Source organism: Streptococcus pseudopneumoniae, from assembly GCF_001072315.1.
GTDB classification, from domain to species: Bacteria; Bacillota; Bacilli; order Lactobacillales; family Streptococcaceae; genus Streptococcus; species Streptococcus pseudopneumoniae_R.
In genome coordinates, this window is record NZ_JVLI01000118.1 from 18,260 (window position 1) to 43,885 (window position 25,626).

21 protein-coding genes and 2 pseudogenes are annotated in these 25,626 nt (G+C 36.5%); 8 read left to right on the forward strand and 15 right to left on the reverse strand.

All coding sequences use genetic code 11. The features are described from left to right. Window positions 1-15 precede the first annotated feature (15 nt). From ADH54_RS06220 to cysK, 3 genes and pseudogenes are all read left to right on the forward strand, one after another. Window positions 16-651 (forward strand): YigZ family protein, encoded by a 636-nt coding sequence (locus tag ADH54_RS06220; protein ID WP_049524444.1) that lies wholly within the window; start codon window positions 16-18, stop codon window positions 649-651. Between the two features lie 14 nt (window positions 652-665). Continuing rightward, window positions 666-1,109, forward strand: a pseudogene (locus ADH54_RS06225) (PH domain-containing protein). 96 nt (window positions 1,110-1,205) lie between these two features. Next, window positions 1,206-2,132 (forward strand): cysteine synthase A, encoded by a 927-nt coding sequence (gene cysK / locus ADH54_RS06230; protein WP_049524445.1) that lies wholly within the window; start codon window positions 1,206-1,208, stop codon window positions 2,130-2,132. 121 nt (window positions 2,133-2,253) lie between these two features. On the opposite strand, the gene tsf is transcribed toward cysK, so the two are convergent. From tsf to yfmF, 12 genes are all read right to left on the reverse strand, one after another. Continuing rightward, window positions 2,254-3,294 (reverse strand): translation elongation factor Ts, encoded by a 1,041-nt coding sequence (gene tsf, locus ADH54_RS06235; RefSeq protein ID WP_000808096.1) that lies wholly within the window; start codon window positions 3,292-3,294, stop codon window positions 2,254-2,256. A gap of 78 nt (window positions 3,295-3,372) precedes the next feature. After that, window positions 3,373-4,152, reverse strand: a complete 780-nt coding sequence (gene rpsB / locus ADH54_RS06240) for a 30S ribosomal protein S2 (protein ID WP_049524446.1) — start codon at window positions 4,150-4,152, stop codon at window positions 3,373-3,375. 223 nt (window positions 4,153-4,375) lie between these two features. Further along, window positions 4,376-5,554, reverse strand: coding sequence for a peptidoglycan hydrolase PcsB (pcsB, locus tag ADH54_RS06245; RefSeq protein ID WP_049524447.1), 1,179 nt, complete (start codon window positions 5,552-5,554; stop codon window positions 4,376-4,378). Window positions 5,555-5,647: 93 nt separating this feature from the next. Continuing rightward, complete coding sequence (gene mreD / locus ADH54_RS06250; RefSeq protein ID WP_049524448.1) at window positions 5,648-6,142, reverse strand: rod shape-determining protein MreD; 495 nt, start codon at window positions 6,140-6,142, stop codon at window positions 5,648-5,650. Then, window positions 6,142-6,960 carry a rod shape-determining protein MreC gene (gene mreC / locus ADH54_RS06255; protein WP_049524449.1) on the reverse strand — a complete coding sequence of 273 codons (819 nt, stop codon included), beginning with the start codon at window positions 6,958-6,960 and terminating at the stop codon, window positions 6,142-6,144. The genes mreD and mreC overlap by 1 nt, the downstream gene beginning before the upstream one ends. A 58-nt stretch (window positions 6,961-7,018) precedes the next feature. After that, window positions 7,019-7,813: an energy-coupling factor transporter transmembrane component T family protein gene (locus ADH54_RS06260; RefSeq protein WP_049524450.1), complete on the reverse strand. Its 795-nt coding sequence runs from the start codon at window positions 7,811-7,813 to the stop codon at window positions 7,019-7,021. After that, window positions 7,806-8,645, reverse strand: coding sequence for an energy-coupling factor transporter ATPase (locus ADH54_RS06265; RefSeq protein ID WP_049524451.1), 840 nt, complete (start codon window positions 8,643-8,645; stop codon window positions 7,806-7,808). The genes ADH54_RS06260 and ADH54_RS06265 overlap by 8 nt, the downstream gene beginning before the upstream one ends. Further along, window positions 8,630-9,457 (reverse strand): energy-coupling factor ABC transporter ATP-binding protein, encoded by an 828-nt coding sequence (locus ADH54_RS06270; protein WP_049524452.1) that lies wholly within the window; start codon window positions 9,455-9,457, stop codon window positions 8,630-8,632. The genes ADH54_RS06265 and ADH54_RS06270 overlap by 16 nt, the downstream gene beginning before the upstream one ends. Further along, window positions 9,454-9,999 (reverse strand): CDP-diacylglycerol--glycerol-3-phosphate 3-phosphatidyltransferase, encoded by a 546-nt coding sequence (gene pgsA, locus ADH54_RS06275; RefSeq protein WP_049524453.1) that lies wholly within the window; start codon window positions 9,997-9,999, stop codon window positions 9,454-9,456. Before pgsA ends, ADH54_RS06270 begins: the two co-directional genes overlap by 4 nt. A 10-nt stretch (window positions 10,000-10,009) precedes the next feature. Further along, window positions 10,010-10,852, reverse strand: coding sequence for a cytoskeleton protein RodZ (gene rodZ / locus ADH54_RS06280; RefSeq protein ID WP_049524454.1), 843 nt, complete (start codon window positions 10,850-10,852; stop codon window positions 10,010-10,012). A gap of 41 nt (window positions 10,853-10,893) precedes the next feature. Beyond that, window positions 10,894-12,177, reverse strand: a complete 1,284-nt coding sequence (yfmH, locus tag ADH54_RS06285; protein ID WP_049524455.1) for an EF-P 5-aminopentanol modification-associated protein YfmH — start codon at window positions 12,175-12,177, stop codon at window positions 10,894-10,896. Next, window positions 12,174-13,424 carry an EF-P 5-aminopentanol modification-associated protein YfmF gene (yfmF, locus tag ADH54_RS06290; RefSeq protein ID WP_049524456.1) on the reverse strand — a complete coding sequence of 417 codons (1,251 nt, stop codon included), beginning with the start codon at window positions 13,422-13,424 and terminating at the stop codon, window positions 12,174-12,176. The genes yfmH and yfmF overlap by 4 nt, the downstream gene beginning before the upstream one ends. A gap of 158 nt (window positions 13,425-13,582) precedes the next feature. Between yfmF and yaaA the strand changes: the two genes are divergently transcribed. Beyond that, window positions 13,583-13,951 (forward strand): S4 domain-containing protein YaaA, encoded by a 369-nt coding sequence (gene yaaA / locus ADH54_RS06295; RefSeq protein ID WP_000455891.1) that lies wholly within the window; start codon window positions 13,583-13,585, stop codon window positions 13,949-13,951. A 2-nt stretch (window positions 13,952-13,953) separates the two neighbouring features. Then, complete coding sequence (recF, locus tag ADH54_RS06300) at window positions 13,954-15,051, forward strand: DNA replication/repair protein RecF (protein WP_049524457.1); 1,098 nt, start codon at window positions 13,954-13,956, stop codon at window positions 15,049-15,051. Window positions 15,052-15,100: 49 nt separating this feature from the next. Here recF and guaB read toward each other — a convergent pair whose 3' ends face one another. Both guaB and trpS read right to left on the reverse strand, forming a co-directional pair. Further along, on the reverse strand, window positions 15,101-16,579 hold the full coding sequence (gene guaB, locus ADH54_RS06305) for an IMP dehydrogenase (protein WP_049524458.1): 1,479 nt from the start codon (window positions 16,577-16,579) through the stop codon (window positions 15,101-15,103). A gap of 151 nt (window positions 16,580-16,730) precedes the next feature. Then, complete coding sequence (gene trpS / locus ADH54_RS06310) at window positions 16,731-17,756, reverse strand: tryptophan--tRNA ligase (protein ID WP_020901150.1); 1,026 nt, start codon at window positions 17,754-17,756, stop codon at window positions 16,731-16,733. A 206-nt stretch (window positions 17,757-17,962) separates the two neighbouring features. Here trpS and ADH54_RS06315 point away from each other — a divergent pair, with 206 nt between their 5' ends. After that, window positions 17,963-19,585: an ATP-binding cassette domain-containing protein gene (locus tag ADH54_RS06315; protein ID WP_049524459.1), complete on the forward strand. Its 1,623-nt coding sequence runs from the start codon at window positions 17,963-17,965 to the stop codon at window positions 19,583-19,585. A gap of 61 nt (window positions 19,586-19,646) precedes the next feature. Next, window positions 19,647-22,190 carry a YfhO family protein gene (locus tag ADH54_RS06320; protein WP_049524460.1) on the forward strand — a complete coding sequence of 848 codons (2,544 nt, stop codon included), beginning with the start codon at window positions 19,647-19,649 and terminating at the stop codon, window positions 22,188-22,190. 26 nt (window positions 22,191-22,216) lie between these two features. Here the strand turns inward: ADH54_RS06320 and ADH54_RS06325 are convergent. Then, window positions 22,217-24,855, reverse strand: a pseudogene (locus tag ADH54_RS06325) (YhgE/Pip family protein). A 127-nt stretch (window positions 24,856-24,982) separates the two neighbouring features. Here ADH54_RS06325 and ADH54_RS06330 point away from each other — a divergent pair. Beyond that, entirely contained in the window at window positions 24,983-25,525 is a 543-nt protein-coding gene (locus ADH54_RS06330; protein ID WP_049524461.1) for a TetR/AcrR family transcriptional regulator, read from the forward strand. Window positions 25,526-25,626: the final 101 nt, after the last annotated feature.

The window sequence follows — 25,626 nt, forward strand, 5'->3', positions numbered from 1 at the left end:
TAGTACAATTAAATCATGGAATTTAGAACAATTAAAGAGGACGGTCAAGTCCAAGAAGAAATCAAAAAATCACGCTTTATCTGTCATGCCAAGCGTGTTTATAGCGAAGAAGAGGCTCGTGACTTCATTACCACCATCAAAAAAGAACACTACAAAGCTACGCATAACTGCTCTGCCTTCATTATTGGAGAACGTAGTGAAATCAAACGAACAAGTGATGATGGTGAGCCTAGTGGTACTGCTGGCGTTCCCATGCTTGGGGTGCTAGAAAATCACAATCTTACCAATGTCTGTGTGGTAGTGACACGCTACTTTGGTGGTATTAAACTAGGCGCTGGAGGACTCATTCGTGCTTACGCCGGCAGTGTTGCCTTAGCTGTCAAAGAAATTGGCATCATTGAAATAAAGGAACAGGCGGGCATTGCTATTCAAATGTCTTACGCTCAATACCAAGAGTATAGTAACTTTCTTAAAGAACATGATCTCATGGAGCTGGATACAAACTTTACAGATCAAGTCGATACGATGATTTATGTTGATAAAGAAGAAAAAGAAACTATTAAAGCTTCACTTGTGGAATTTTTTAATGGAAAAGTCACTTTAACGGATCAAGGTTTACGCGAAGTTGAGGTTCCTGTAAACTTAGTGTAAATAAAGTAGAAAATATGGTATTTGGTAAATTCATTCAAGGACTAGCTGGTAACTTTAGCGAGCAAAACAAAGAAACTCTTATCAAATAATATGAACAATATCTACTAGAAAATGAGGAAATTCAAAGTGGATATAAACTGATTCGTGACTCAATTATATTTACAAATATCCGTATTATCTTTACAGATAAACAAGGCGCTACTGGTCGTAAGATGTCTATTAAATCAATCTTTTTGATGAACATTGTTAACGTTGAAATGGAAACTGCAGGAGCAGGTATAGATGATAGTGAAATTACTATTACTTATTTAGAAAATGTCTTTCTAAAAGCACATAATGAGCATTTTAGTGCTCATAAATTTGAATTCCCTAAGAAAACGGATATCGTTCCACTTTACACCTATTTACTAGAATTAGCCTATCACAATCGCTTAAAAATTAATGGCTTAGACCTGTGATATAAAAAAATCCTATCACTTCGATAGGATTTCTATATTTTACAAATGGTATAGATAGCGTTATACTAGAGATATCTTATACAAAGAGGTATTCATATGTCTATTTATAACAACATTACTGAACTAATCGGTCAAACTCCGATTGTTAAACTCAACAACATTGTGCCAGAAGGTGCTGCGGACGTCTATGTAAAGCTTGAAGCATTTAATCCTGGTTCATCTGTAAAAGACCGTATTGCCCTTAGCATGATTGAAAAAGCTGAACAAGACGGTATTCTGAAAACTGGTTCTACTATTGTTGAAGCAACAAGTGGAAACACTGGTATTGGACTTTCATGGGTAGGGGCTGCTAAAGGGTATAAAGTTGTTATCGTTATGCCTGAAACTATGAGTGTAGAACGACGTAAGATTATCCAAGCCTATGGTGCTGAACTAGTCCTTACGCCTGGTAGCGAAGGAATGAAAGGTGCTATTGCTAAGGCTCAAGAAATCACTGCTGAACGTGATGGTTTCCTTCCTCTTCAATTTGACAACCCAGCAAATCCAGAAGTACACGAAAGAACAACAGGAGCTGAAATACTAGCTGCTTTCGGTAAAGATGGACTAGATGCCTTTGTTGCTGGAGTGGGTACCGGTGGAACGATTTCTGGTGTTTCTCATGCACTCAAATCAGCAAATTCAAACATTCAAGTTTATGCAGTGGAAGCTGATGAATCTGCTATTCTATCTGGTGAAAAACCTGGTCCTCACAAAATTCAAGGTATATCAGCTGGATTTATTCCTGATACACTGGATACAAAGGCTTATGATGGTATCGTTCGTGTAACGTCAGACGATGCTCTAGCACTCGGCCGTGAAATTGGTGGAAAAGAAGGTTTCCTTGTAGGGATTTCTTCAGCTGCAACTATCTACGGAGCCATCGAGATTGCCAAAAAATTAGGTACAGGTAAAAAAGTCCTTGCTCTAGCACCAGATAACGGTGAACGTTATCTCTCTACAGCACTCTATGAATTTGAAGTTTAGTCTCCTAAATACAATTGGCCCTTATTATAGGGCCTTTTATTTTTACCTTGAAAATAGGAAGCTCTCCCTATAGGGATCGACTGCATAGAAAAAAGGAAGCAAATTTACTTCCTTTCTATAATTAGTTATTCAAAGCTGCTGCCATTGTAGCTGCAACTTCAGCTTCAAAGTCGTTTGCAGCTTTCTCAATACCTTCACCAACTTCAAAGCGAGCGAACTCAACTACTGAAGCGTTAACTGATTCAAGATATGCTTCAACTGTCTTGCTATCATCCATGATGTAAACTTGTGCAAGAAGTGTGTAAGCTTGGTCAACTTTAGTGTTGTCAAGCATGAAGCGATCCATTTTACCTGGGATAATTTTGTCCCAGATTTTTTCTGGTTTGCCTTCTGCAGCCAACTCAGCTTTGATGTCAGCTTCAGCTTGAGCAATCACTTCATCAGTCAATTGAGATTTTGATCCATACTTCAAGTGTGGAAGAGCTGGTTTGTTAACCATTGCACGGCTTTCGTTATCTTGGTCGATAACGTGGTTCAATTGTGCCAACTCATCTTTAACGAATTGTTCATCCAATTCTTTGTAAGAAAGAACTGTTGGTTTCATAGCAGCGATGTGCATTGAAATTTGTTTAGCAAGTGCTTCGTCTCCACCTTCGATTACAGAGATAACACCGATACGTCCACCGTTGTGTTGGTATGCTCCGAAGTGTTGTGCATCTGTTTTTTCAATCAAAGCAAAGCGACGGAATGAGATTTTTTCTCCGATAGTCGCTGTTGCAGACACATAAGCTGCTTCAAGAGTTTCACCTGAAGGCATTGTCAAAGCAAGAGCTTCTTCATTGTTAGCAGGTTTTCCTTCAGCAATAACTTTAGCTGTAGTATTTACCAATTCAACGAATTGGGCGTTTTTCGCAACGAAGTCAGTTTCAGCGTTTACTTCAATAACTGCTGCAACATTACCGTTAACATAAACACCAGTCAAACCTTCTGCAGCAACACGGTCAGCTTTCTTAGCTGCCTTAGCCATACCTTTTTCACGAAGCAATTCAATCGCTTTTTCGATATCGCCTTCCACTTCAACCAATGCTTTTTTAGCGTCCATAACACCAGCACCAGATTTTTCACGCAACTCTTTTACAAGTTTAGCTGTAATTTCTGCCATTTTGATTCTCCTATATTTTTTAAAAATAGGAGAGCCGGGCTAAGCCCCGCCCTCCTAGGTAATTACTATTTATATGAATTAAGCGTTGTCGCCTTCTACAACTTCAACGATTTCTTCAATTGAATCTGCTTGAGTTTCTGAAGCTACAAATTCTGATTCAACTGCTACTGCATCCTCACCTTGACGTCCTTCGATGATAGCGTCAGCCAATTTAGCTGTGATCAATTTAACAGCGCGGATAGCGTCATCGTTAGCTGGGATGATTACATCAATATCATCTGGATCAGTGTTTGTGTCAACCATCGCTACAACTGGGATTCCCAATTTTTTAGCTTCTTTAACAGCGATTTGCTCTTTATGTGGGTCAACTATGTACATCACATCTGGGATACGAGGCATATCTTCGATACCACCCAAGAATTTTTCAAGACGCGCACGTTGTTTGTTAAGAAGTGCAACTTCTTTCTTAGGAAGAACTTCGAAAGTTCCATCTTCTTCCATACGTTTGATTTCTTTCAAACGAGCGATACGTTTTTGGATTGTTCCCCAGTTTGTAAGAGTTCCACCCAACCAACGGTGGTTGATGAAGTATTGACCTGAACGTACTGCTTCTTCAGCAACTGCATCAGCTGCTTGTTTCTTAGTACCAACGAACAATACAACTGCATCGTTAGCTGCTGCATCACGCATGAAGTCGTATGCTTGGTCAGCGTATTTTACAGTTTGTTGCAAGTCGATAACGTGGATTCCGTTACGCTCTGTAAAGATGTATTTAGCCATCTTAGGGTTCCAGCGACGAGTTTGGTGACCAAAGTGTACACCAGCCTCAAGAAGTTGTTTCATTGAAATTACTGCCATGAGTATTTCTCCTTTTTGTTTTTTTCCTCTTCTTGACTTCAACTCGCAAAACGACCCAAGGGCAACTGCTTCACAATTCATCAAGAATGAGTATTATCGTTCACACGACAATTTTTATTCTACCATACTTTTTCGATATTTTCAAGCTATTTTGATGGGATTTTTAATAGGGATTGTCACGGTAAAACCTGAAAAGAGGGCTCTATTCGAGTCCCTCTGTAAATTAATCTGCATAAATATATGTAACAAAACCTTCAGAAGTTGTTGTTGGATTGAACCATCCACGGTGATTTCCAATTGTACGATTACCTGCATAATTTGATTCTGATACTTGGATATGTGTTGTTGATTCAACAGCTGTAACAACCGCTACGTGACCATATCCACCATCATTCCAACATGCAATCGCACCAACTTGAGGTGTTGAACCTGTACGGAAACCTGCTGCTGCTGCACTTGTAGCCCACTGTGCTCCATTACCCCAGTAGTCTCCAGCCCAAGGTGCCAATGTTTTTACTCCCCAGGTACATTCACCAATTGGATAAGTTGAGGCATTTGTGTTATATGTTGGACGTACTTTAGCCTGAACAGGTGCTACTGCAGATTCAGATACTGCTTGTACCTGTGCGGTTAGGTTTGTATTACCTGAAGCAAGTACTGATTGTTGTTGGCTAGCTTGTTTTTCTTTATAAGCTGCTTCTGCTGCTGCCGCTGCTTTTGCTTCTGCTTCTGCTTCTGCTTTTTTCTCTAGCAAACTTGCTTTTTCATCTTCTGCTGTCGCTTTTTCAGCAGCAAGATTTAATTCTGCAGCCTTCAACTCAGCTTGTTTCGTTGTTAAAGCTTGTGCATCATCAGACAATTTCTGTTGATTTGTAATCACTGTATTAATTGCGTCATTGTTTGCCACTTGCTTCTCAGAAATTGCTTTTTTATCTGCTTTCTGTTGTTCCAACATTTTGTTGTTAGCAGATACAATTTCATTCATTGCTGCAACACGTGAAATAGCTTCTGTAATTGATTTTGAGTTTACAATTGTATTAATGTAGCTAGTTGCAGCTCCATTTGTTTGAGCACTACGAGCTTGCTTTTCCAAAGAATCATTACGAGACACAATATTTTTAGAAAGCTCTGTAATCTCATTCTCAAGTTTTTTAGATTCTGCTTGTAATCTATCATTTTCAGCTTGCAAGTTAGATTGCTCAGCTTGAATAGCTGATACTTGCTCCTGAATTTGGTCAACTTGTTTTTGGGCTTCTTGTTGTTGTGCTGTTAAGTTACTAATTTTATTATCTTGAGCAGCAATTTTGTCATCAGTCGTTTCTGCATGCGCAGTTGTTAAAACAACTACTTGAGAAACCATTACTGTACTTAATAAAAGTGACGCTAAGATTTTTTTCTTCATATTATGTAGATACTCCTTCTTTTAAAGACAATACTAGTATACCAAAAAAAGGCCTAATGAATATTACGCCTTTGTTACATTTTTGTTTCTTTCTTATAGATAATATCTTTCAAAAATAAACTGAAAAATAAGCATCCACACAAGATTTAAAATCATGGATGGTACTAGGCTATAAACGATAAAAATCGGCAGACTATCTACAGTTAAACCTACTACTAATGCAAAGAGATAAGCTCCCATATCAAATAGAAAACTCATAACAATCATAGCCAAGATTCTTGTCCAACGATTCAATAAAATAACACTATTCAATTTATGAAGAAAGGCTCCCAGTAAGATAAATAAGAGAGTTGCAATCCCTATTAGATGGAAAAAGTAAACATCGTAAACCAAGCCTATCACAAAACAATAGACTAGGTAGAAATACTCTGATACTTCTATCGTCTCAAATAAGAGAAATAAAAACAGAAAATGACTAGCCAAATGTACATGGGGGAAAAATGAGCCCAGAAGCTGGCTAATATGGGCGTCAATTAGAACAAAGAAAGGGAGCAATAAAAACACTCCAACCCGCTTCAACTGTCTCATTATGAATTCCCCACTAATTCTATCACATCCACATTATGAGTATCTGCACTCAATTTAACAGTTACTTCTCGTGTCAAATAGTCTGTACTATGCGTTGTGGCAACCACTTCACCAACAGGAATATCCGCAACGTTAAAGTTTCCTAATCCACCCGTTGTCACCTTATCGCCTGTACTAATATCGCTATTACTATTTAATTGACTAATTTTAAGAACTTCATTTTCCTTGTCGTAGCCAACAATAATTCCATAAATTGTAGTAGAACCATGTTGAATCTTTACCGAAATCTTATCAGCATTTTCCGTATTTGTCAGAAGGTTGACTATAGTAGAGTTGTCCTCCACTTTTGAAACACTCCCAATCAAACCACCATTTGCAATAGCTAACATGTTATCAGAAACCCCTTTTGATTTGCCTGCATCTAAGGTCAACTCCTGCTTCCAAGATACCGGAGAACGCATAATAACATCTGCTGCCAAAGTATTTGTAGCTTGCAACTTGGACTTCATACCAAGCAATTGACGCAGTTGTTCATTTTCTGTCTTTAAACTTTCCGCCTCATTTGATTTAACTTCTAACTGGTAAATCTGTTTCTTCAAACTTTCATTTTCATTATATGTTCGTGTCAAATGAGCCAAATCTGATTTGACAGAATCAAACCACTGAAAAGGTTTTTGTACAACCCTATCAACCAATGAGATTCCATCTCCTAATTTTGTCACAATTGTGCTTGAATAAGTCGTCGCTAAGAGAGCTGACACAAGCAGAACAGTGACAAAAACAATAATGACATATTTTGATTTTTTAAAACGGTTCATATCCCTACCTTTATATCAAAAACTGTTACAGTAACTTTTTATCAATTCCTGAAAGCTACTAAGATTTTAAGAAAAATAAGCAACAAGCAAGTACGATAATGACAAGAATAGTCAGCGTATCCTTTCGAGTCCATTCCAATTGTCGGTATTGACTTCTGCCTTTTCCACCCTGATAACCACGCGCTTCCATAGCGATAGCCAAGGAATCCGCACGTTTCAAACTTGTCGCAAAAAGAGGAATCAAAATGGGAATCATAGCCTTCACCTTTTGAACAATGTTTCCTTCTCCAAAATCCACTCCACGCGCTTTCTGTGCATTCATAATCCGCGTCGTATCATCCATTAAGGTCGGAACAAAACGCAAACTCATGGACAGCATTAAGCCAATTTCATGAACCGGAACTTTCACACGCTTTAAAGGAGATAACAAAGCTTCGACAGCTGATGCCAAACTTAAGGGCATGGTCGTTAAGGTTAACAAAGTTGAAAAGAAAATAATCAATACGAAGCGACAAAAAATAATTCCAGCTTGTTGCAAAGCATAATCCGTGATTCTCACAAACGAAAACTCAAATAAAACATTCCCATTAGAAATGAAAAACAATTGAAAAATAGTTGTGAAGGCAATCAAGAAAAACATAGACTTCAAGCCCTGAATAAAAAATGAAAGAGATACTCCTGACAAGGCAATAAATATCCCTGTCGCTATGAAAAGAATCAGATTTGTCAAGGGATTATTAGCCCAAAACACAATCAAAATCAGTAGCATCATAGCCAGTAATTTGCTACGTGGATCCAATCGGTGAACAATCGAATCCCCTGGGATATAACGCCCCAAAATCATACTATCCATTTAGCGACTCCTTGAACTCTTCTATCTTAATCGGTAATCGTTTAAATGACACGCCTCTATCAGCCAATCGTTTACAAAAGGCCGTAATTTTAGGTACTCCCAACTGCATTTCTTCCATAAAGACAACATCTTGAAAGACATCACTCGGTCTACCACCCTTAACTAACCGTCCCTTTTCCATCACATAGACTTGATTCGCATATTCAGCAACATCATCCATCAAATGCGTTACCAAGACAATGGTCATCCCTGACTGGTGGAGTTTTTTGAACAAATTCATCAACTCTTTTCTCCCCAGAGGATCCAGACCTGCTGTGGGTTCATCTAAGACTAATATAGCTGGCTCCATAGCAAGTATGCCTGCAATGGCGACACGTCTCATTTGTCCACCTGACAGCTCAAACGGACTGTGATCAAAAAGTGATTCATCAATTCCAACCAGAGCTAGTTTCTCACGCGCAATCTGCTCCGCATCTTCTTCAGAAACTCCAAAATTTTGCGGGCCAAAAGCAACGTCTTTCAAAACCGTTTCTTCAAAAATCTGATTTTCAGCAAACTGAAATACCAAACCAACCTGTTTTCTAATTTGACGAATATCTTTGTTTTTAGAAGTCGAAGTGATTAAGGTATCAAAAACTCGCACAGTTCCTTGGCTTGGAACCAATAAACCATTTAAAAGTTGTAAAATAGTTGATTTACCGCTACCTGTGTGCCCAATTAAAGTCGTATAAGAACCATCTTCAATAGTCAAAGAAACATCCGACAAAGCTGTTGAAGCTAAGGGAGTCCCTTCTTGATACGTAAAACTCACATTTTCTAGAGCAATTCCCATAGCTTATCCTCTAGCTCACTTTCTGTCAAATAATTTTCAGGTAAATCATAGCCATTCTGGCTCAAAGAATGTTTTAATTGATTGGAAAAAGGATCGTCTAATCCAATTTGATCTAAATCATTTCGAGAGAAAAGTTCTCTTGGACTACTAGTTGATTCAATTTCCCCTTTTTTCATGACCAACACGCGATCGCTCATGGCAACTTCTTCCAAATCATGTGTGATGGAAATGACCGTCATATCATAGTCTTTCCGAATTCCTTTTACTGTCTCAATAAGTTCTCTACGCCCCTCAGGATCCAACATACTCGTTGCCTCATCCAGGATTAGAATCGCTGGTCTTAGGGCTACAACACCTGCAATGGCCACACGTTGCTTTTGGCCACCTGATAGACGCGCTGGCTCTCTCTTTTTAAAGTCCAACATACCAACCAAATCCAGAGCTTCTTCCACTCTTTTTTTCATTTCTTGACGAGAAAGTCCCTGATTTTCCAAACCAAAAGCAACGTCATCTTCAACAGTCGCTCCAACAAATTGATTATCTGGATTTTGAAAAACCATACCGATTTGACGGCGTATATCCCAAACATTTTCCTCAGTCAGTCGTTGCCCATCAATTACAATCTCTCCAGATTCCGCTTCCAGTAAGCCATCAATTAACCGGACAGTCGTTGATTTACCACTACCATTATGCCCTACAATCGAAAGCCATTCTCCACGTTTCACGTGAAACGTAATATCCTTCACATCGTAGTATTCCTGACTTTCCTTATAGCGAAAAGAAAGATTTTTTACATCAATTATTGATTTCATTTCGAACCAAATGTCCCTTTAAATACATAGGCACTACCCTTGAAATAATCATAGCCAGAGTAGATAGTGAAAAACAAGGCTACATAAAGTAGAACTTGGCCAATCAAAGTCCAGTGTAATAGCAAGAAAATAATGGCAAGCATCTGACTGAAAGTTTTAATTTTTCCAGGCATAGCTGCTGCTAAAACTGTCCCACCAGTTTCAACCAATAAAAGCCTTAAACCTGTCACAGCCAACTCACGACAGATGATCACTGCAACAATCCAAGCAGGAGCCATACCTAACTCAATCAACATAATAAAAGCCAACATAACTAGTAGTTTATCCGCCATTGGATCTGCAAATTTACCGAAATTACTGACCACATTCCATTTACGAGCTAAATATCCATCTAAATAATCTGTAATACTAGCAATAGCAAAGATAATAGCTGCCACTATATGACTCTCTATCGAATTTCCTATCGTTAAAATAAAGATAAAAATAGGTATAAAGAGAATTCGACCTATTGTTAAGAGATTGGGAATTTGTTCTTTTTTCATTCGTTTTTCCTTAATTTTTAGTAAAGGTTACAGTGATTTGTCCAGTCTGAGCTGTTAATTTCGATAAATCAACAGTCTGATTATCTACTGTCAAAGCAACACCTTTTACAACACCTAACGTAATTGTTACAGGACTTTTAGTTGCGACTGTTGTTTCCGCACTTTTCTTCTCTGGCGATAAGGTTACACCGCCCTCAAGTTCGCTTTCTGAAACGCTGACCCAACTTGTAACATCTGAAACTGCCAATTGCAATTTAACTGTTTCCTTACTTGTCTTATAAGCGATTTCTACATGATTTCCTTCGCCTGATACACTTATAGCTGATTCTATACTAGAAGAACTGCTAGATGAACTACTACTTGAAGAGTGGGGAACAGAGCTAGTTGAACTCATTGAACTTGTTGATTGAACCACACTATAATTAGAAAGAGAAGACCCCTCTGGTTGAGTTTGAATATAGTTCCAAACATAATAGGTCACAAAAATTAAAATCGATAAGGCAAAAAGGATAAAATAAAATAAAGGTAAAAATGATGTTTTTTTCTTCTTTTTCTTACTTGAACGTCTACGACCTGTCAACTCACCTTCATCAACATCTACTTCCTCATAAGTAATCATACTCCCAGAATCATAAGCATCCAAAACAATTTGGTCATCTAATTCAACAGCCCACGCATATTTTCTCAAGAAAGAACGCGTGTAAAAAGGACTTGGAAGTTGATCGAAATCGTCTGCTTCCATTGCTTCCAACATATCTAACTGGATTTCTGTCTTTTTCTGCAATTCATCTAAACTCAATCCCTGATTGATTCTAGCTAATCGTAAAACCTCACCAATTGTTTTTTTCCTCATACTTGTCATCCCTTCTTTCTAGTGTCTATTATGATAGGTTACTACGATGGGAATATTGTAAAATCAACTATATCCCCTTCATCTATTAAGTGATGTCCTGCTTCAAGGACATCCTCTAAAGTAATTTCCTGTAAAATCTTTGGTAAATCAAAAATTGTCTCACCATGTTCAAAAGCATCATATTGCATTGCAATAAATTCAAGAGAGTTCATGCTACTGAAAAATTCTCCAAACATCTCTCTTTTGATAATATCTAAATGATCCTCTGTAATATCCAAATCCTTTGTAAAATTACGAATGGCCTTCCTAAATTGATGAGATAAAGCAACTGGCTCTTTTGTATCCATTGTCAACATGACAAAATGAAAGCGACTTGTTACTTCAATTTCAAGAGATAGGGAAGTATCTATTTTACCTGATTCATATAATTTTTGAAAACGATCCGAAGTCCAACCAAACATCATTGCAAACAATAATTTTAATAAAATATGATGTCGATAGCAATCCGCCTCAGCAACTTCTCGATTACCTCTAATCCCAATCGCTAGTTTGGGAGAAGATACTTCCATTCTCATACTGTCTGTTTGCTTTACAGCCTGTAAAACAAATTTTTCTCTTACTACTTCCTGAACATCTAAATCTTTCAGTTCTTTTCTTTCAAAGTAACCCTGAACTAGCTCTACATCAAAATTACCAACTAAAAACAGAGACATGTTTACAGATTTGTAAAATCTTGTAAAATTTTCTTGCAAATTAGTTAGATTGATTTGGGAAATGGACTCCTCACTTCCAACAATATCAGTTGCTAAAGGTGTACCAGGATACAAATTCGCTAAAGTTGAAAAGAATAAACACGAATCTGGATCATCTTGATACATTTCTCGTTCTTGCTGAATAATATCCTGCTCTCTTAAAATGGAATCTTCAGTAAAGTGTGCTGATGTTACCAATTCATCAAGTAACTCTAAATTTTCTAAAAAATGATCCGTTGCTGAAAAAAGATAGTTTGTTTTTGTAAAGCTTGTAAAGGCATTACTATCTGCACCTAGACTCGTAAAAGCAGACATCAAATCGCTAGAATCTTCTCTTTCAAATAATTTATGTTCAAGAAAATGAGCAATTCCTACAGGATATTGTTTTACATCTCCGTCAACTTCTGTGACAAGCGTATCTATCGAACCAAACTGTACAGTTACACTCCCGTAAACCTCTTTAAATTCCTTTTTAGGCAAAAGAGCAACTGTCAATCCATTTGCCAAACGAGTTCGATAAACCATTTCTTTTACAGCTGGATAGTATTTTTCTTCAAAAACAACCTTTGTCATTCTATTCCTTCCATAAAGTAAATCGCTTGTAGTTTCACATTATTAGCTGCTCTACAAATAGCATCTTTGTCAACTTGCTCGAGTTTTGCAATCCAACTTTTAAAGTCTGCTGAAGATTTCCCAAGTAAGGCATTTTGATAAGCACGTTCAATCAATGAAGATTGATTATCTTGAGAAAGTAACAAAGACCGACGAATCATTTCCTTGGTCTGCTCTAACTCAAGCTCTGTAAAATATCCTTTTTTTAAATCAATCAGTTGATTATTCATCATTTTACGAGCCTGGTTACGATTTTCTCGATCAATACCAGCATACATCCTTAAAAATCCACTAAACAAATCGAGCTGACTTGAAATAGTATAAGCTAATCCAGCATTTTCACGAATATTTGTAAAGAGCTTAGAGTGAGCAAATCCGCCCAGTAAACCATTCATTACAATCATGGGTAAATGTTGCTCATCACCATATTCAGAAGGGCAATGATAACCTAATTCCAAAATGGATTGTCCCACATTTTTCCGAACCATACCTTCTTGAAGGATATTGGAATAAGGTTGACAATACTGAACCTTCACATCTCCTTTTCGACCTTTAAAGCCAAACGATTCTAATACATTCTGAATTTCAACCTCATTAAAATCACCTAGGAAAAAGAAATCGATTCGATCATTGGCCAAAAATTCTTGGAAACAAGAATAAGAACTTTGTGGAGTTTCAGCTAAAATACGATTTCGTAAATCACTATATTCCAATTGGAGACGTTCATCATGAAAAAATAATTTGTCTAATTCTTTATGTGCAAAATAAAAAGAATCATCCATATCAGCTGCTAAACTTGCTAGTAATTGTTTTTTCTCAATTTCAAATAAGGCAGGATCAAACCCATTATCAACTACTACGGGGGAAAAAAGAGTTTCTTTTACTAGTTCCAAAACCTGAGAAGTTAGCACATTTTTCCTACTTAAAAACTCATCACGAACATAGGTAAATGTCAATTCTACAATATGACTTTGCCCTCTTCTGAAACAATTGGTTGACATATCTGTACCGTATAGACTGGCTAAATGTCTTCTCAAATCTTGAGAAGTGGGATACATCTGATTAGCAGTCTCTAGCATACTCGCACTCAACATGCGACCTGAAATCGTATCGAGGGACAATGGAGCGGTAAAACGCACGGCGATTTTGTTCGTTTTAAACTTTTTTGATTGGATAAAATGTGTTGAAACTCCATGCACTAACTCCATGATTTACCTCCTTATATACAGACTTCTATTATATCACGAAAACCTGAAATTTTCTTGTTCTCTGTAACACTTTTGAAATAAAAATCGCTTACATTGCTCCTTGTTTCTCTCCCTATTTTTAGGAAAATATGGTATAATACCAAAGATTGAGGTGAATTATGGAATACAAATTATTTGAAGAATTTATTACCCTCCAAGCACTACTCAAAGAACTTGGAATTACACATAGCGGAGGAGCTATTAAATCATTTCTCTCTGAACATTCTGTTTACTTTAATGGGGAATTAGAAAATCGTCGTGGTAAAAAACTTCGTATTGGTGATAAAGTTGACATCCCTGACATGAATATTGACATCTTGTTGACACAACCTACTTTTGAAGAACAAGATGAATACCAAGCTGATAAAGTTGAAAAAGAACGAATCGCTAAACTCGTCAAAGAGATGAATAAGGGAGTAAAAAAAGACAAATCAAAACCTGCTTCATCACCCAAAAGCAGACAAGCTCCGCGATTCCCTGGTAGATAATCATGTGGCTACAACACCTATCTCTCAAAACTTTTCGTAACTACAAAGAGACGAAAATAGACTTTAATCCTAAATTAAATGTCTTTTTAGGACGCAATGCACAAGGTAAAACAAATATGTTAGAGGCTATCTATTTTTTAGCCTTAACGCGTAGTCATCGAACTCGAACAGATAAAAATCTCATTCATTTTGATGAGGAACAACTTCATCTTTCAGGTCTCGTTCAGAAAAAAACTGGATCCATTCCTCTAGAAATCGAACTAACACAAAAAGGACGTGTGACAAAAGTTAATCACTTAAAACAGGCGCGCCTTTCAGATTATGTGGGACACATGAATGTTGTTTTATTTGCTCCGGAAGATTTACAACTAATTAAAGGTGCACCTTCGGTTCGACGAAAATTTATTGATATGGAGCTTGGGCAAATTAAGCCAATCTATTTATCAGACTTAACAAATTATAACCATATCCTAAAACAAAGAAATACCTATCTAAAATCAGCTCAAAAAATAGATGATACCTTCCTTTCAGTGTTGGATGATCAGTTAGTTGATTATGGATGTCGTGTAATGAATCACCGCTTAGATTTCATAAAAAAACTAGAATCATTTGGGCGTAAGAAACATTTTGAACTCTCTAATCAGATTGAAGAGTTGTCAATATCCTATCAATCTTCTGTCAATATAACTGACAAAGAAGACTTATCCGAATCTTTCAAAATTGCTTTAGAAAAAAGTAGATCCAGAGATTTATTTAAAAAGAATACTGGTGTTGGGCCTCATCGAGATGATATTTCTTTTTATATAAATGGGATGGATGCTAGTTTTGGCAGTCAAGGTCAACATCGTAGTCTCGTCCTCTCTATAAAATTAGCAGAAATCGAGTTAATGGAAAGTATTACTACAGAATCTCCAATATTACTACTTGACGATGTTATGAGTGAACTTGACAACACTAGACAACTAAAATTATTAGAAACGATTTCTCATTCAATCCAAACCTTTATCACAACAACAAGCTTAGATCATCTTCAAAATCTGCCAGAAAATCTAAATATCTTTACTATTCAGGATGGTAAAGTTATTGTAAATAAAACTTGACAACATTGTAAAAGAACTCCTGTTTTCACGGGAGTTCTTTTCAGTGTTTTTACATAGAATAATTTGGTGCCTCATTCGTAATTTGTACATCATGAGGATGACTTTCTTTCAAACCAGCACCAGACATTTCAATAAATTGAGCATTATCGTGTAGTTCTTTAAGGTTAGCTGCACCACAGTAACCCATACCAGAGCGAATACCACCAATCATTTGGAAGACAATGTCAGCTGTAGCTCCTTTATAAGCAACACGACCTTCAATTCCTTCTGGAACGAGTTTGTTTGCTTCATTGACAGAACCTTGGAAGTAACGATCGCTTGAACCTTTTTTCATAGCAGCGATTGATCCCATACCACGGTAAGTCTTGAACTTACGTCCTTGGAAGATTTCAGTTTCACCTGGAGCTTCATCAGTTCCAGCAAACATAGATCCAAGCATAACTGCATTTCCACCTGCAGCAAGGGCTTTTACAATATCTCCAGAATACTTGATTCCACCGTCAGCAATGATCGTTTTACCATATTCACGCGCAACAGCTGCAGCATCGTAGATAGCTGTTACTTGCGGAACACCAACACCAGCAATCACACGAGTTGTACAGATTGAACCTGGTCCAATACCAACCTTGACAACGTCTACACCTGCTTCATAAAGGGCACGTGCACCTTCAGCAGTAGCAATATTTCCAGCAATCAATGTACGGTCTGGGAAATGAGCACGAATCTCAGCAATTTTACGCAGGACACCTGCAGAATGACCATGTGCAGTATCAATAACAATCGCATCCGCTCCTGCTTCAAAAAGAGCCTCTGCACGTTCAAATGTATCTGAAGTAACACCTACTGCACCTGCAACTAGTAGACGACCAAACTCATCTTTCGCAGCATTTGGAAACTCAATAACTTTTTCAATATCTTTGATAGTAATCAAACCAGAAAGACGACCTTCTTCATCTACCAAAGGAAGCTTTTCAATACGGTGTTCTTGAAGAATACTCTCAGCTGTTGCAAGATCTGTACCCACAGGAGCAGTAACAAGATTTTCACTGGTCATATGATTTGAGATTGGTTGGTTATAGTCTGAAATAAAACGAAGATCTCGGTTTGTCAAAATACCAACCAATTTACGATTTTCAAGTGTTTCAACAACTGGAACACCACTGATGCGGTAACGACCCATAAGCTCATCTGCTTCAGCAATTGTATGTTCAGGCGTCAAGAAGAAGGGATCAATAATAACTCCATTTTCAGAACGTTTTACCTTACGAACCTCTTCTGCTTGTTGAGCAATTGACATGTTTTTATGGATAACTCCGAGACCACCTGCACGAGCAATAGCAATAGCCATTTGACTCTCTGTTACTGTGTCCATAGCAGCGGTAATAATTGGGATATTTAAAGTCAAATTATCTGCCAATTTAGTTGTTAAATCTGCATCGTTAGGCAACACATGACTTTCAGCTGGAATAAGCAATACATCATCAAAGGTAAAACCTTTTTTCAAAAATTTAGTGTCCCAATTAGACATTCGAAGTTTCCTCTTTTCTTTCTTTTTGAGCTTGACTCTTTTTATATTGTATCTATCATACCATTCTATAAAAATTTGTCAAATGTTACAGGGGTAAATAAAAAACTATCTTTTCTTTGAGATAGAAATGATAGTTTCTTGTAAAATAAACTTAGTTAAAGTAATGAAGTCCCATTGCTCCTTTAACCTCAGATAGGGTTTGACCTGCAACTTCACGCGCTCTTTCACTACCTTTTTGAAGCATATTATAAACTTCTCCCATATCCTTAGCAAATTCGATACGGCGCTCACGAATAGGACCCAGTTCACGTTCTAATATTTCAAGTAGATAACGCTTGGTCTTCACATCACCAAGACCACCTCGTTGATAATGTTCTTTCATGTCAGCAATTTCTTGAGCATCTTCTGGGCGACCAAAAACATCTAGATAATGGAAAACCATATTTCCCTCAATCTTACCTGGATCTTCCACTCGAATATGATCTGGATCTGTATACATACTCATTACTTTTTTACGCAAAGTATCCGCATCATCAGCTAAATAAATACCATTATTGAGTGATTTAGACATTTTAGCATTTCCATCTAAACCAGGCAAACGCCCTGCTCTCTCATTTTCTGGATAAATACCTTCCGGCTCTACCAAGACATCACATTTATATGCATTGTTAAAAGAACGAACAATTTCACGAGTTTGCTCAATCATTGGTTTCTGATCTGTCCCAACAGGAACATAATTAGCCTTGAAAGCTGTGATGTCAGCTGCTTGAGCGATTGGATAGACTAAGAAGCCTGTCGGAATACTTTCTCCAAAGCCTTTCTGAGCAATTTCTGTCTTGACAGTTGGATTACGCTCCAAACGTGCTAATGAAACTAAATTCATATAATACATAGACAACTCAGCTAATTCTGGAATTTGGCTTTGAATAAAGATAGTTGACTTACTTGGATCCAATCCAACTGCAAGGTAATCCAAAGCCACATTTCCGATAGACTCTACAATGGTTTGAGGATCTTTGGCATGATCTGTCAAGGCTTGTTGGTCAGCCAAGAACACAAACATATCATACTTATCCTCTTCCTGTAATAATACTCGATTTTTGAGACTTCCAACATAATGTCCAATATGCAATTTTCCTGTTGGACGGTCTCCTGTTAAAATAATGGGTTTAGTCATTTTGTTCTCCTTCGATATAGTCCCTTCAATTATAGCATTTTTTTAATGAAATAACCGTAATTTATCAAAATAAATCAACCTTGCTATTTACGGATTTGTGTAAAGTATGATGTAAATTTAATTTACACAAAATTGACATATAAAAATTTGAATATTTCCGTATTTTCTAGTAGAATGAATATATTACACATATAGGAGAAAAAACATTGCTTACAGTATCTGATGTTTCACTACGTTTTAGTGATCGCAAACTTTTTGATGATGTCAATATCAAATTTACAGAAGGAAATACTTACGGATTAATTGGTGCTAATGGTGCCGGAAAATCTACCTTTTTAAAAATTTTAGCCGGAGATATCGAACCTACTACTGGTCACATCTCTCTTGGTCCAGATGAACGTCTCTCTGTTCTTCGTCAAAATCACTTTGACTATGAAGATGAACGTGCCATTGATGTCGTTATCATGGGAAATGAAAAACTTTATAGCATCATGAAAGAGAAAGATGCCATCTACATGAAGGAAGATTTCTCAGACGAAGATGGAGTGCGTGCTGCCGAACTCGAAGGAGAGTTTGCCGAGCTTGGAGGATGGGAAGCAGAAAGTGAAGCCTCTCAACTCCTTCAAAACCTAAATATCCCAGAAGAATTGCACTATCAAAATATGAGCGAGTTGGCCAACGGTGAAAAAGTAAAGGTTCTCCTCGCCAAAGCACTTTTTGGTAAACCAGATGTTCTTCTTTTGGACGAGCCGACCAATGGTTTGGATATCCAATCAATTACATGGCTAGAAGACTTCTTGATTGATTTTGATAACACCGTTATCGTAGTATCCCACGACCGTCACTTCTTAAACAAAGTATGTACTCACATGGCCGACCTTGACTTCGGAAAAATCAAACTCTATGTCGGAAACTATGACTTCTGGAAGGAATCTTCTGAACTCGCTGCTAAATTGCTAGCAGACCGTAATGCCAAAGCAGAAGAAAAAATTAAACAATTGCAAGAGTTTGTTGCTCGTTTCTCTGCTAATGCTTCTAAATCAAGACAAGCAACATCACGTAAGAAAATGCTTGATAAGATTGAGCTAGAAGAGATTGTACCATCTAGTCGTAAATATCCATTTATCAACTTTAAAGCGGAACGTGAGATCGGTAATGATCTCTTGACAGTAGAAAATCTAACTGTAAAGATTGATGGTGAAACTATTTTAGATAATATCAGTTTTATCTTGCGTCCAGGTGATAAGACAGCTCTTATTGGTCAAAATGACATCCAAACGACTGCATTAATTCGTGCAATCATGGGAGACATTGATTATGAAGGAACTGTCAAGTGGGGAGTTACCACTAGTCAATCTTATCTGCCAAAAGATAACTCAGCTGATTTTGCAGGGGGAGAATCAATTCTTGACTGGTTGCGTCAATTCGCAAATAAAGAAGAAGATGACAATACTTTCCTACGTGGCTTCCTCGGCCGTATGCTCTTCTCTGGAGATGAGGTTAACAAACCTGTCAACGTCTTGTCAGGGGGAGAAAAAGTGCGTGTCATGCTTTCAAAACTCATGCTCTTGAAATCAAATGTCCTTGTACTTGATGATCCAACCAATCACTTGGACTTGGAATCTATCTCAAGCTTGAATGATGGATTGAAAAACTTTAAAGAATCAATCATCTTTGCTAGCCATGACCACGAGTTTATTCAAACTTTGGCTAACCATATCGTTGTCTTATCTAAAAATGGCGTCATCGATCGTATTGATGAAACCTATGATGAATTCCTAGAAAATGCAGAAGTACAAGCAAAAGTTAAAGAACTTTGGAAAGACTAAATAAAACTTCAAAACTCAGTTGGGTTAACCAGCTGAGTTTTCTAACATTTTATGAGGTAACATGAAATTATTTTTTAAAACATATTGGATCTATTTTGTTTCTTTCATCATTCCCATAATCATTATGATAGGAGTATATCTATCTCAAGGTATCTACTGGAATAGCGACAACTCTCCTCTATTAGGAGATGGCTTTCATCAATACGTTATTTTTGATGTAGCTTTACGAAATATCCTATATGGAAATGGTAGTTTGTTTTACACCTTTACAAGTGGCCTCGGATTGAATTTCTATGCCCTATCTAGTTATTACTTGGGTAGTTTCCTTTCACCACTAGTTTACTTTTTTGATCTAACGAATATGCCAGATGCTGTCTATCTGACAACTCTCTTAAAATTTGGATTGATTGGACTGTCAACTTACTTTAGTTTAAATAATTTATTTCAATTGATTCCTAAGCCTTTAAAACTAGCTTTATCTACTTCCTATGCTCTGATGAGTTTCTCTGTCAGTCAATTAGAGATAAAAACCTGGCTAGATGTTTTTATCTTGATTCCTTTAATTATCACTGGTTTACATCTACTGATAACTGAAAAGAAATTCCTATTGTACTTTACAAGTCTGTCAATATTATTTATTCAAAATTATTATTTTGGCTATATGACAGCATTGTTTCTTATTTTCTGGTATCTCTGTCAAATTTCGTGGAACTTTAAAATCCGAAAATCATCTGTTCTTGATTTTGTTGTGACCTCCTTTTCAGCTGGTATGGCTAGTTTGATTCTGACTCTTCCTACTCTGTTTGATTTACAGACACATGGGGAAAAATTGACTGAAGTTACAAAGTTTCAAACTGAAAGTAGCTGGTATCTTGATCTCTTTGCCAAGCAATTCATTGGTTCCTTTGATACAACCAAGTATGGGGCTATTCCAATGATTTTTGTAGGACTACTTCCCTTTATTTTGACTATTTTATTTTTTACACTGAAAACTATTAAGTTTCACGTGAAACTTATCTATGCAATCTTCTTTACATTTCTAATTGCAAGCTTTTATATTGAAGCTCTTGATTTATTTTGGCAAGGCATGCATACTCCAAACATGTTTTTACATCGCTATGCTTGGATTTTCTCTACCTTGTTAATTTACACAGCAGCGGAAGTCTTAAATCGTCTGAAAGAAATTAAAATCTGGAATTTTTTAGTTTCGCTTTTTCTTATAGTAACAGGATTTTTAGCTACCATCTATCTAAAATCACATTATTCTTTTTTAACAGATTTGAATATTCTGCTTACTCTTGAATTTTTAGTTGTCTATGCTCTTTTACTCCTTGCAGTTATTAAAAAATTTATCTCTGTAAATCTATTTGCCATTCTAATCTCTTTATTTATAATAGTTGAAATAAGTTTAAATGCTTCATCTCAAATGGACGGAATTGCTAAAGAATGGGGCTTTGCTTCTCGAAGTGCATATAATCGAGATATCCCAGCTATGGAATCTTTCTCAACATATATTGGAAATCAATTTACTCGTACTGAGAAACTAGAGACTCAGACAGGAAATGACAGTATGAAATTCAACTACAATGGAATCTCTCAATTTTCATCTGTTCGAAATCGTTCAGCAAGCTCTACTTTGGATAAACTTGGATTTAAATCCTCTGGGACTAATCTCAATCTCCGTTATGCCAATAATAGTATTTTGGCTGATAGTTTATTTGGAATCCAGTACAATATCTCGGAAAACCCTATTGATAAGTATGGTTTCCAAGATGTATATCAAAAAGATAATCTTACCCTATATGAAAATCAATTCTCTCTTCCGATTGCATTTGCTAGTCAATCTGTTTACAATGATGTCAAGTTCAATGAACACACTTTGGATAATCAAGCCTCGTTTTTAAATCAACTTGCTAACGTTAATTTTGATTATTTTTCTCCAATACCTTGTGAAAAAACTGAAAATACTGATGATTTGATTAGTGTTACAAGTTCTTCAAATGAGGATGCAGCAATTCAGTATCAAATTGAAGTGCCAGAAAACAGCCAAATTTATCTTTCTTTCACAAACCTTCACTTTTCTAATGATAAACAAAAGAAGGTTGACATCCTTGTAAATGGTGAAAAAAAGACTTTTACAACTGATAATGCATTCTCCTTCTTTAATCTAGGATATACAAAAGAGAAAAAAACTTTCAATATCAATGTTAGTTTCCCTGGAAATTCACAAGTATCATTTGAATCTCCTACCTTCTATCGTTTAGATACCAAAACTTTCACCGAGGCAATTCAAAAAATTAAAGAACAACCTGTCACAGTATCAACTTCTAAAAACAAGGTCTTTGCTACATATGATGTCCAACAAGATACATCTATTTTTTTCACCATTCCTTATGACAAAGGTTGGTCTGCCTACCAAGATGGTAAGAAAATAGAAATTAAACAAGCTCAAACTGGATTTATGAAAGTTGATGTTCCCAAGGGGAAAGGAACTATTACACTTTCCTTCATTCCCAATGGTTTTATTACTGGAGCAATCTGTTCCTTTACTTCTCTCTTACTATTTGGAATCTATAATCACAGACGAAAGTCATCTAAGGCATAAAAAAATCGACCAGTTGGTCGATTTTTTTAATATTCTTCCATTTTCTTAGGTTGATAGGCTAGCATACCTAAACCAGTAAATAGGGCTAATATCACAACAAGGAAAATGACTTGATGATGGATATTCCCTGTCATAGAGATTGTTTGTCGTAATCCAGAAACTGAATAACTCATTGGTAACCAAGGATTGATGGCTCTAAAGAAATCATTTGTCAAAGCAAGTGGGTAAGTACCTGCACTTGATGCTAACTGTAATAAAAGCAAAATAAGAGAAAAGAAAGCTCCTATACGGCTATTCCATGTTGTTAAAGCGGTCACCATGGACATAAATACTAAACTTGTTAGGATAATGAGAATAAATGTTCTCATCTCATGATTAGCCGTTAGACCAATAAGATGAACTCCTCCATATACCAAAATTCCTGCCAAAACAGCTATAATACCATTTATTTCTGCTCGAGATTTCAACCAAGCCCAACGGCTCTCTGGATGACGTCTTGAAGGCAACTTCGCAAAGATCATATTCGTTGATATTGCTGCAACAAAGAGAGCAACTGATATCATATAAGGAGCCATTGCAATTCCATTTACAGGAACTTGATCATTGTCTGTTTTTGAAAGATTGAGAGGATTTGACAAAATCTCTGCATTTTTAGATTCCGTTGATGCTGACTTGAGTTGATCACTAGCATTACCTAATCCTTGTCCTAAAGAAGCAACTCCTGTCTGTAAACCTTCCAATCCAGAAGTTAACTTTATTCCACCTTCTGCTAGTTTCCCAGCTCCAGCTGCCAATTTATTAGCTCCATTCTCTAATTGAGAAGCACCTGAAAGTAACTGACTGGATTTGTCTGCTAATTGACCCGATCCTGATTGTAATTTATCAACTCCTGCTATCAATTCTTGACTCTTTTGATTCAATTGATTGGAGCCAGTTGATAATTTTTCAATACCAGATACTAATTCTGGAGTTTTTTCAACTAATTGACTAACTCCTGCTGTCAAGTTAGAAGATTTTTGTGTCAAGGTAGTTGAGCCTGAAACTAATTGATCCAAACTACCTGTCAAGGTGGCATTTTTTTCACTTAGTTGACTTGCGCCCTGAGAAACTTTATCAACACCTATAGTATATGAGTTTACACCTGATGCAATCGACTGACTGGCAGGAACTAATTTACTAGTAACAGCTCCTTGTATCTCTGTTAATCCACTTGACAATCCTGTCAAAGAAGTAGAAGCAAGCGGTAATACTTGATTAGCTTGATTTTTTAATGTCGAAAGATTTGAAGATTGATTTTGTAAGTTTTTTAAACTTCTCTGTAAACCTTGTACTAAAGCTACAATTGACTGAGCCGATTGAATACTATCAGTCGAATTTTGATATACAGAAGCACTTATTTCAGCTTGTTGCTCACTTGTCAATGATTGATAAGCTGCTGTCGATTGAATATTGGCTAATGTAGTTGCTTTTTCAGACTGAGCACTTACTAACATTTGATTAGAAAGAGATGCTATACTTGATAAAACAGAATCTAATTGTTTTGTATCTCCAACATCAATATTTTGAATAGCTTGATTTAATTGATTTAGACCGGAAGATAATTGAGCAATTTGATCTTTTTGCTCAGACGAAGCATCTAACTTGCTAGAAAGTTGTTGAATTCCTTCACTTAATTGCTCCATACCCATTCGAAGTGTAGATGATTGATTAGATAACTGATTCGCACCTGTTGCAAGACTTCCCACTCCATTGGTGTAGGCACTAACACCAGATGAAAATTGATTAAGACCAGCATTAATCTGAGAAACACCGCCAGTATAGGATTCTACACCAGTATATAACTGATTGATTCCTCTTACTAATTCAGGGCTTTTAGAAGATAATTGACCTAATCCGCTATCTAATTGACTCACTGCACCAGTATATGTAACTAAACCACTATTAAAATTCCCTAAGCCAAGATGAAGTTGTTCAACACCAGAGACATATAAGGATAATCCTTTAGTAAACTGCTCCGTTCCATTTGAAAATGTTAAACTTGAATCTGCTAAAGAGTGTAGGTTAGTAGTTAATGTTTGACTTCCTGTCACTAACTGATTCGCTCCATCAGTTAGTTTTTCACTACCAGAAGCTGCTTGACTCATACCATCCTTTAAATCGACCATTTTGTTAAATAAAGCTTTAGTATAGGTCTCGGTTACATAGAAACATTCTGCTTCAATTTTGTCATCGCAGAATCACTCATCTTGCTGGCAATAAAACTATGACCACTTGAAGTCTGATAATCGATTTGCATTTGCTCTGGGTGATCCGTTAAAATAGAAGCTGCTTTTTCAGATAAATCACTTGGTAAAGTTACTACCATATAGTAATCGCCATCTTCCAATCCCTTCTTTCCTTCCTCTTCATCCACGAAATGAAAATCTAAAGTTTTATTTTCTTTTAAATTGGACACCATGTCTTTTCCTATTGCCATAGTATTATCATTATAGGAAGCCTCTTTATCATTATTGACAACTGCCACAGGTAAGTCAGACAATTGACCATATGGATCCCACATTGAGGATAAAAATATGATATTGTACAGAGCTGGAATAAGAGAAATCCCTATCATGACAATAATAAAGCTTGGTTTTTTAAAAATTGCTTTCCATTCTTTAAACATAGTTTCTCCTTTTTTAAACATATTGTCTAAAATTTTGATATAATAGATTATACATTAAAAAATCTAAATTACAAGATAAAAAATCTATTTTTAGACATATAGTCTAATTTGTTTACAAGGAGGAAATATGCAAGAAAGTAACAAACGCTTAAAAACAAAGAGAACTATTGAAAATGCTATGGTACAATTACTAATGGAACAACCATTTGATCAAATTTCTACTGTCAAGCTAGCAGAAAAAGCCGGAATTAGTCGTTCCAGCTTCTATACGCACTATAAGGATAAGTATGATATGATTGAGCATTATCAAAGCAAGCTATTTCATACATTTGAATATATTTTTCAAAAACATGCTCATCACAAAAGAGATGCTATTTTAGAAGTATTTGAATATCTAGAGTCAGAACCACTTCTGGCTGCCCTTCTTTCTGAAAATGGGACCAAAGAAATCCAAAATTTCTTACGAAATAAACTTCATATCATGCTCAGTACAGATTTACAAAAGCGATTTATGCAACTGAATCTCAATACCACTGAATTAGAATATAGTAGCATCTATCTAACTCATGCACTTTTTGGTGTCTGCCAAACTTGGATTGCACATGGAAAAAAAGAAAGTTCTCAAGAAATAACAGACTTCCTCATGAAGATGCTTGGTGATACGAATTGATGCAAAAAAGGGAACAACACTGTGTTCCCTTTTATCTATACTCCGCCAGTAGGACTCGAACCTACGACATCATGATTAACAGTCATGCGCTACTACCAACT

Excerpts from the sequence above, each read along its gene's own strand:
- ADH54_RS06220 (WP_049524444.1), top strand. The coding sequence starts at position 16 with ATGGAATTTAGAACAATTAAAGAGGACGGTCAAGTCCAAGAAGAAATC.
- cysK (WP_049524445.1), top strand. The coding sequence starts at position 1,206 with ATGTCTATTTATAACAACATTACTGAACTAATCGGTCAAACTCCGATT.
- tsf (WP_000808096.1), bottom strand. The coding sequence starts at position 3,294 with ATGGCAGAAATTACAGCTAAACTTGTAAAAGAGTTGCGTGAAAAATCT.
- rpsB (WP_049524446.1), bottom strand. The coding sequence starts at position 4,152 with ATGGCAGTAATTTCAATGAAACAACTTCTTGAGGCTGGTGTACACTTT.
- pcsB (WP_049524447.1), bottom strand. The coding sequence starts at position 5,554 with ATGAAGAAAAAAATCTTAGCGTCACTTTTATTAAGTACAGTAATGGTT.
- mreD (WP_049524448.1), bottom strand. The coding sequence starts at position 6,142 with ATGAGACAGTTGAAGCGGGTTGGAGTGTTTTTATTGCTCCCTTTCTTT.
- mreC (WP_049524449.1), bottom strand. The coding sequence starts at position 6,960 with ATGAACCGTTTTAAAAAATCAAAATATGTCATTATTGTTTTTGTCACT.
- ADH54_RS06260 (WP_049524450.1), bottom strand. The coding sequence starts at position 7,813 with ATGGATAGTATGATTTTGGGGCGTTATATCCCAGGGGATTCGATTGTT.
- ADH54_RS06265 (WP_049524451.1), bottom strand. The coding sequence starts at position 8,645 with ATGGGAATTGCTCTAGAAAATGTGAGTTTTACGTATCAAGAAGGGACT.
- ADH54_RS06270 (WP_049524452.1), bottom strand. The coding sequence starts at position 9,457 with ATGAAATCAATAATTGATGTAAAAAATCTTTCTTTTCGCTATAAGGAA.
- pgsA (WP_049524453.1), bottom strand. The coding sequence starts at position 9,999 with ATGAAAAAAGAACAAATTCCCAATCTCTTAACAATAGGTCGAATTCTC.
- rodZ (WP_049524454.1), bottom strand. The coding sequence starts at position 10,852 with ATGAGGAAAAAAACAATTGGTGAGGTTTTACGATTAGCTAGAATCAAT.
- yfmH (WP_049524455.1), bottom strand. The coding sequence starts at position 12,177 with ATGACAAAGGTTGTTTTTGAAGAAAAATACTATCCAGCTGTAAAAGAA.
- yfmF (WP_049524456.1), bottom strand. The coding sequence starts at position 13,424 with ATGGAGTTAGTGCATGGAGTTTCAACACATTTTATCCAATCAAAAAAG.
- yaaA (WP_000455891.1), top strand. The coding sequence starts at position 13,583 with ATGGAATACAAATTATTTGAAGAATTTATTACCCTCCAAGCACTACTC.
- recF (WP_049524457.1), top strand. The coding sequence starts at position 13,954 with ATGTGGCTACAACACCTATCTCTCAAAACTTTTCGTAACTACAAAGAG.
- guaB (WP_049524458.1), bottom strand. The coding sequence starts at position 16,579 with ATGTCTAATTGGGACACTAAATTTTTGAAAAAAGGTTTTACCTTTGAT.
- trpS (WP_020901150.1), bottom strand. The coding sequence starts at position 17,756 with ATGACTAAACCCATTATTTTAACAGGAGACCGTCCAACAGGAAAATTG.
- ADH54_RS06320 (WP_049524460.1), top strand. The coding sequence starts at position 19,647 with ATGAAATTATTTTTTAAAACATATTGGATCTATTTTGTTTCTTTCATC.
- ADH54_RS06330 (WP_049524461.1), top strand. The coding sequence starts at position 24,983 with ATGCAAGAAAGTAACAAACGCTTAAAAACAAAGAGAACTATTGAAAAT.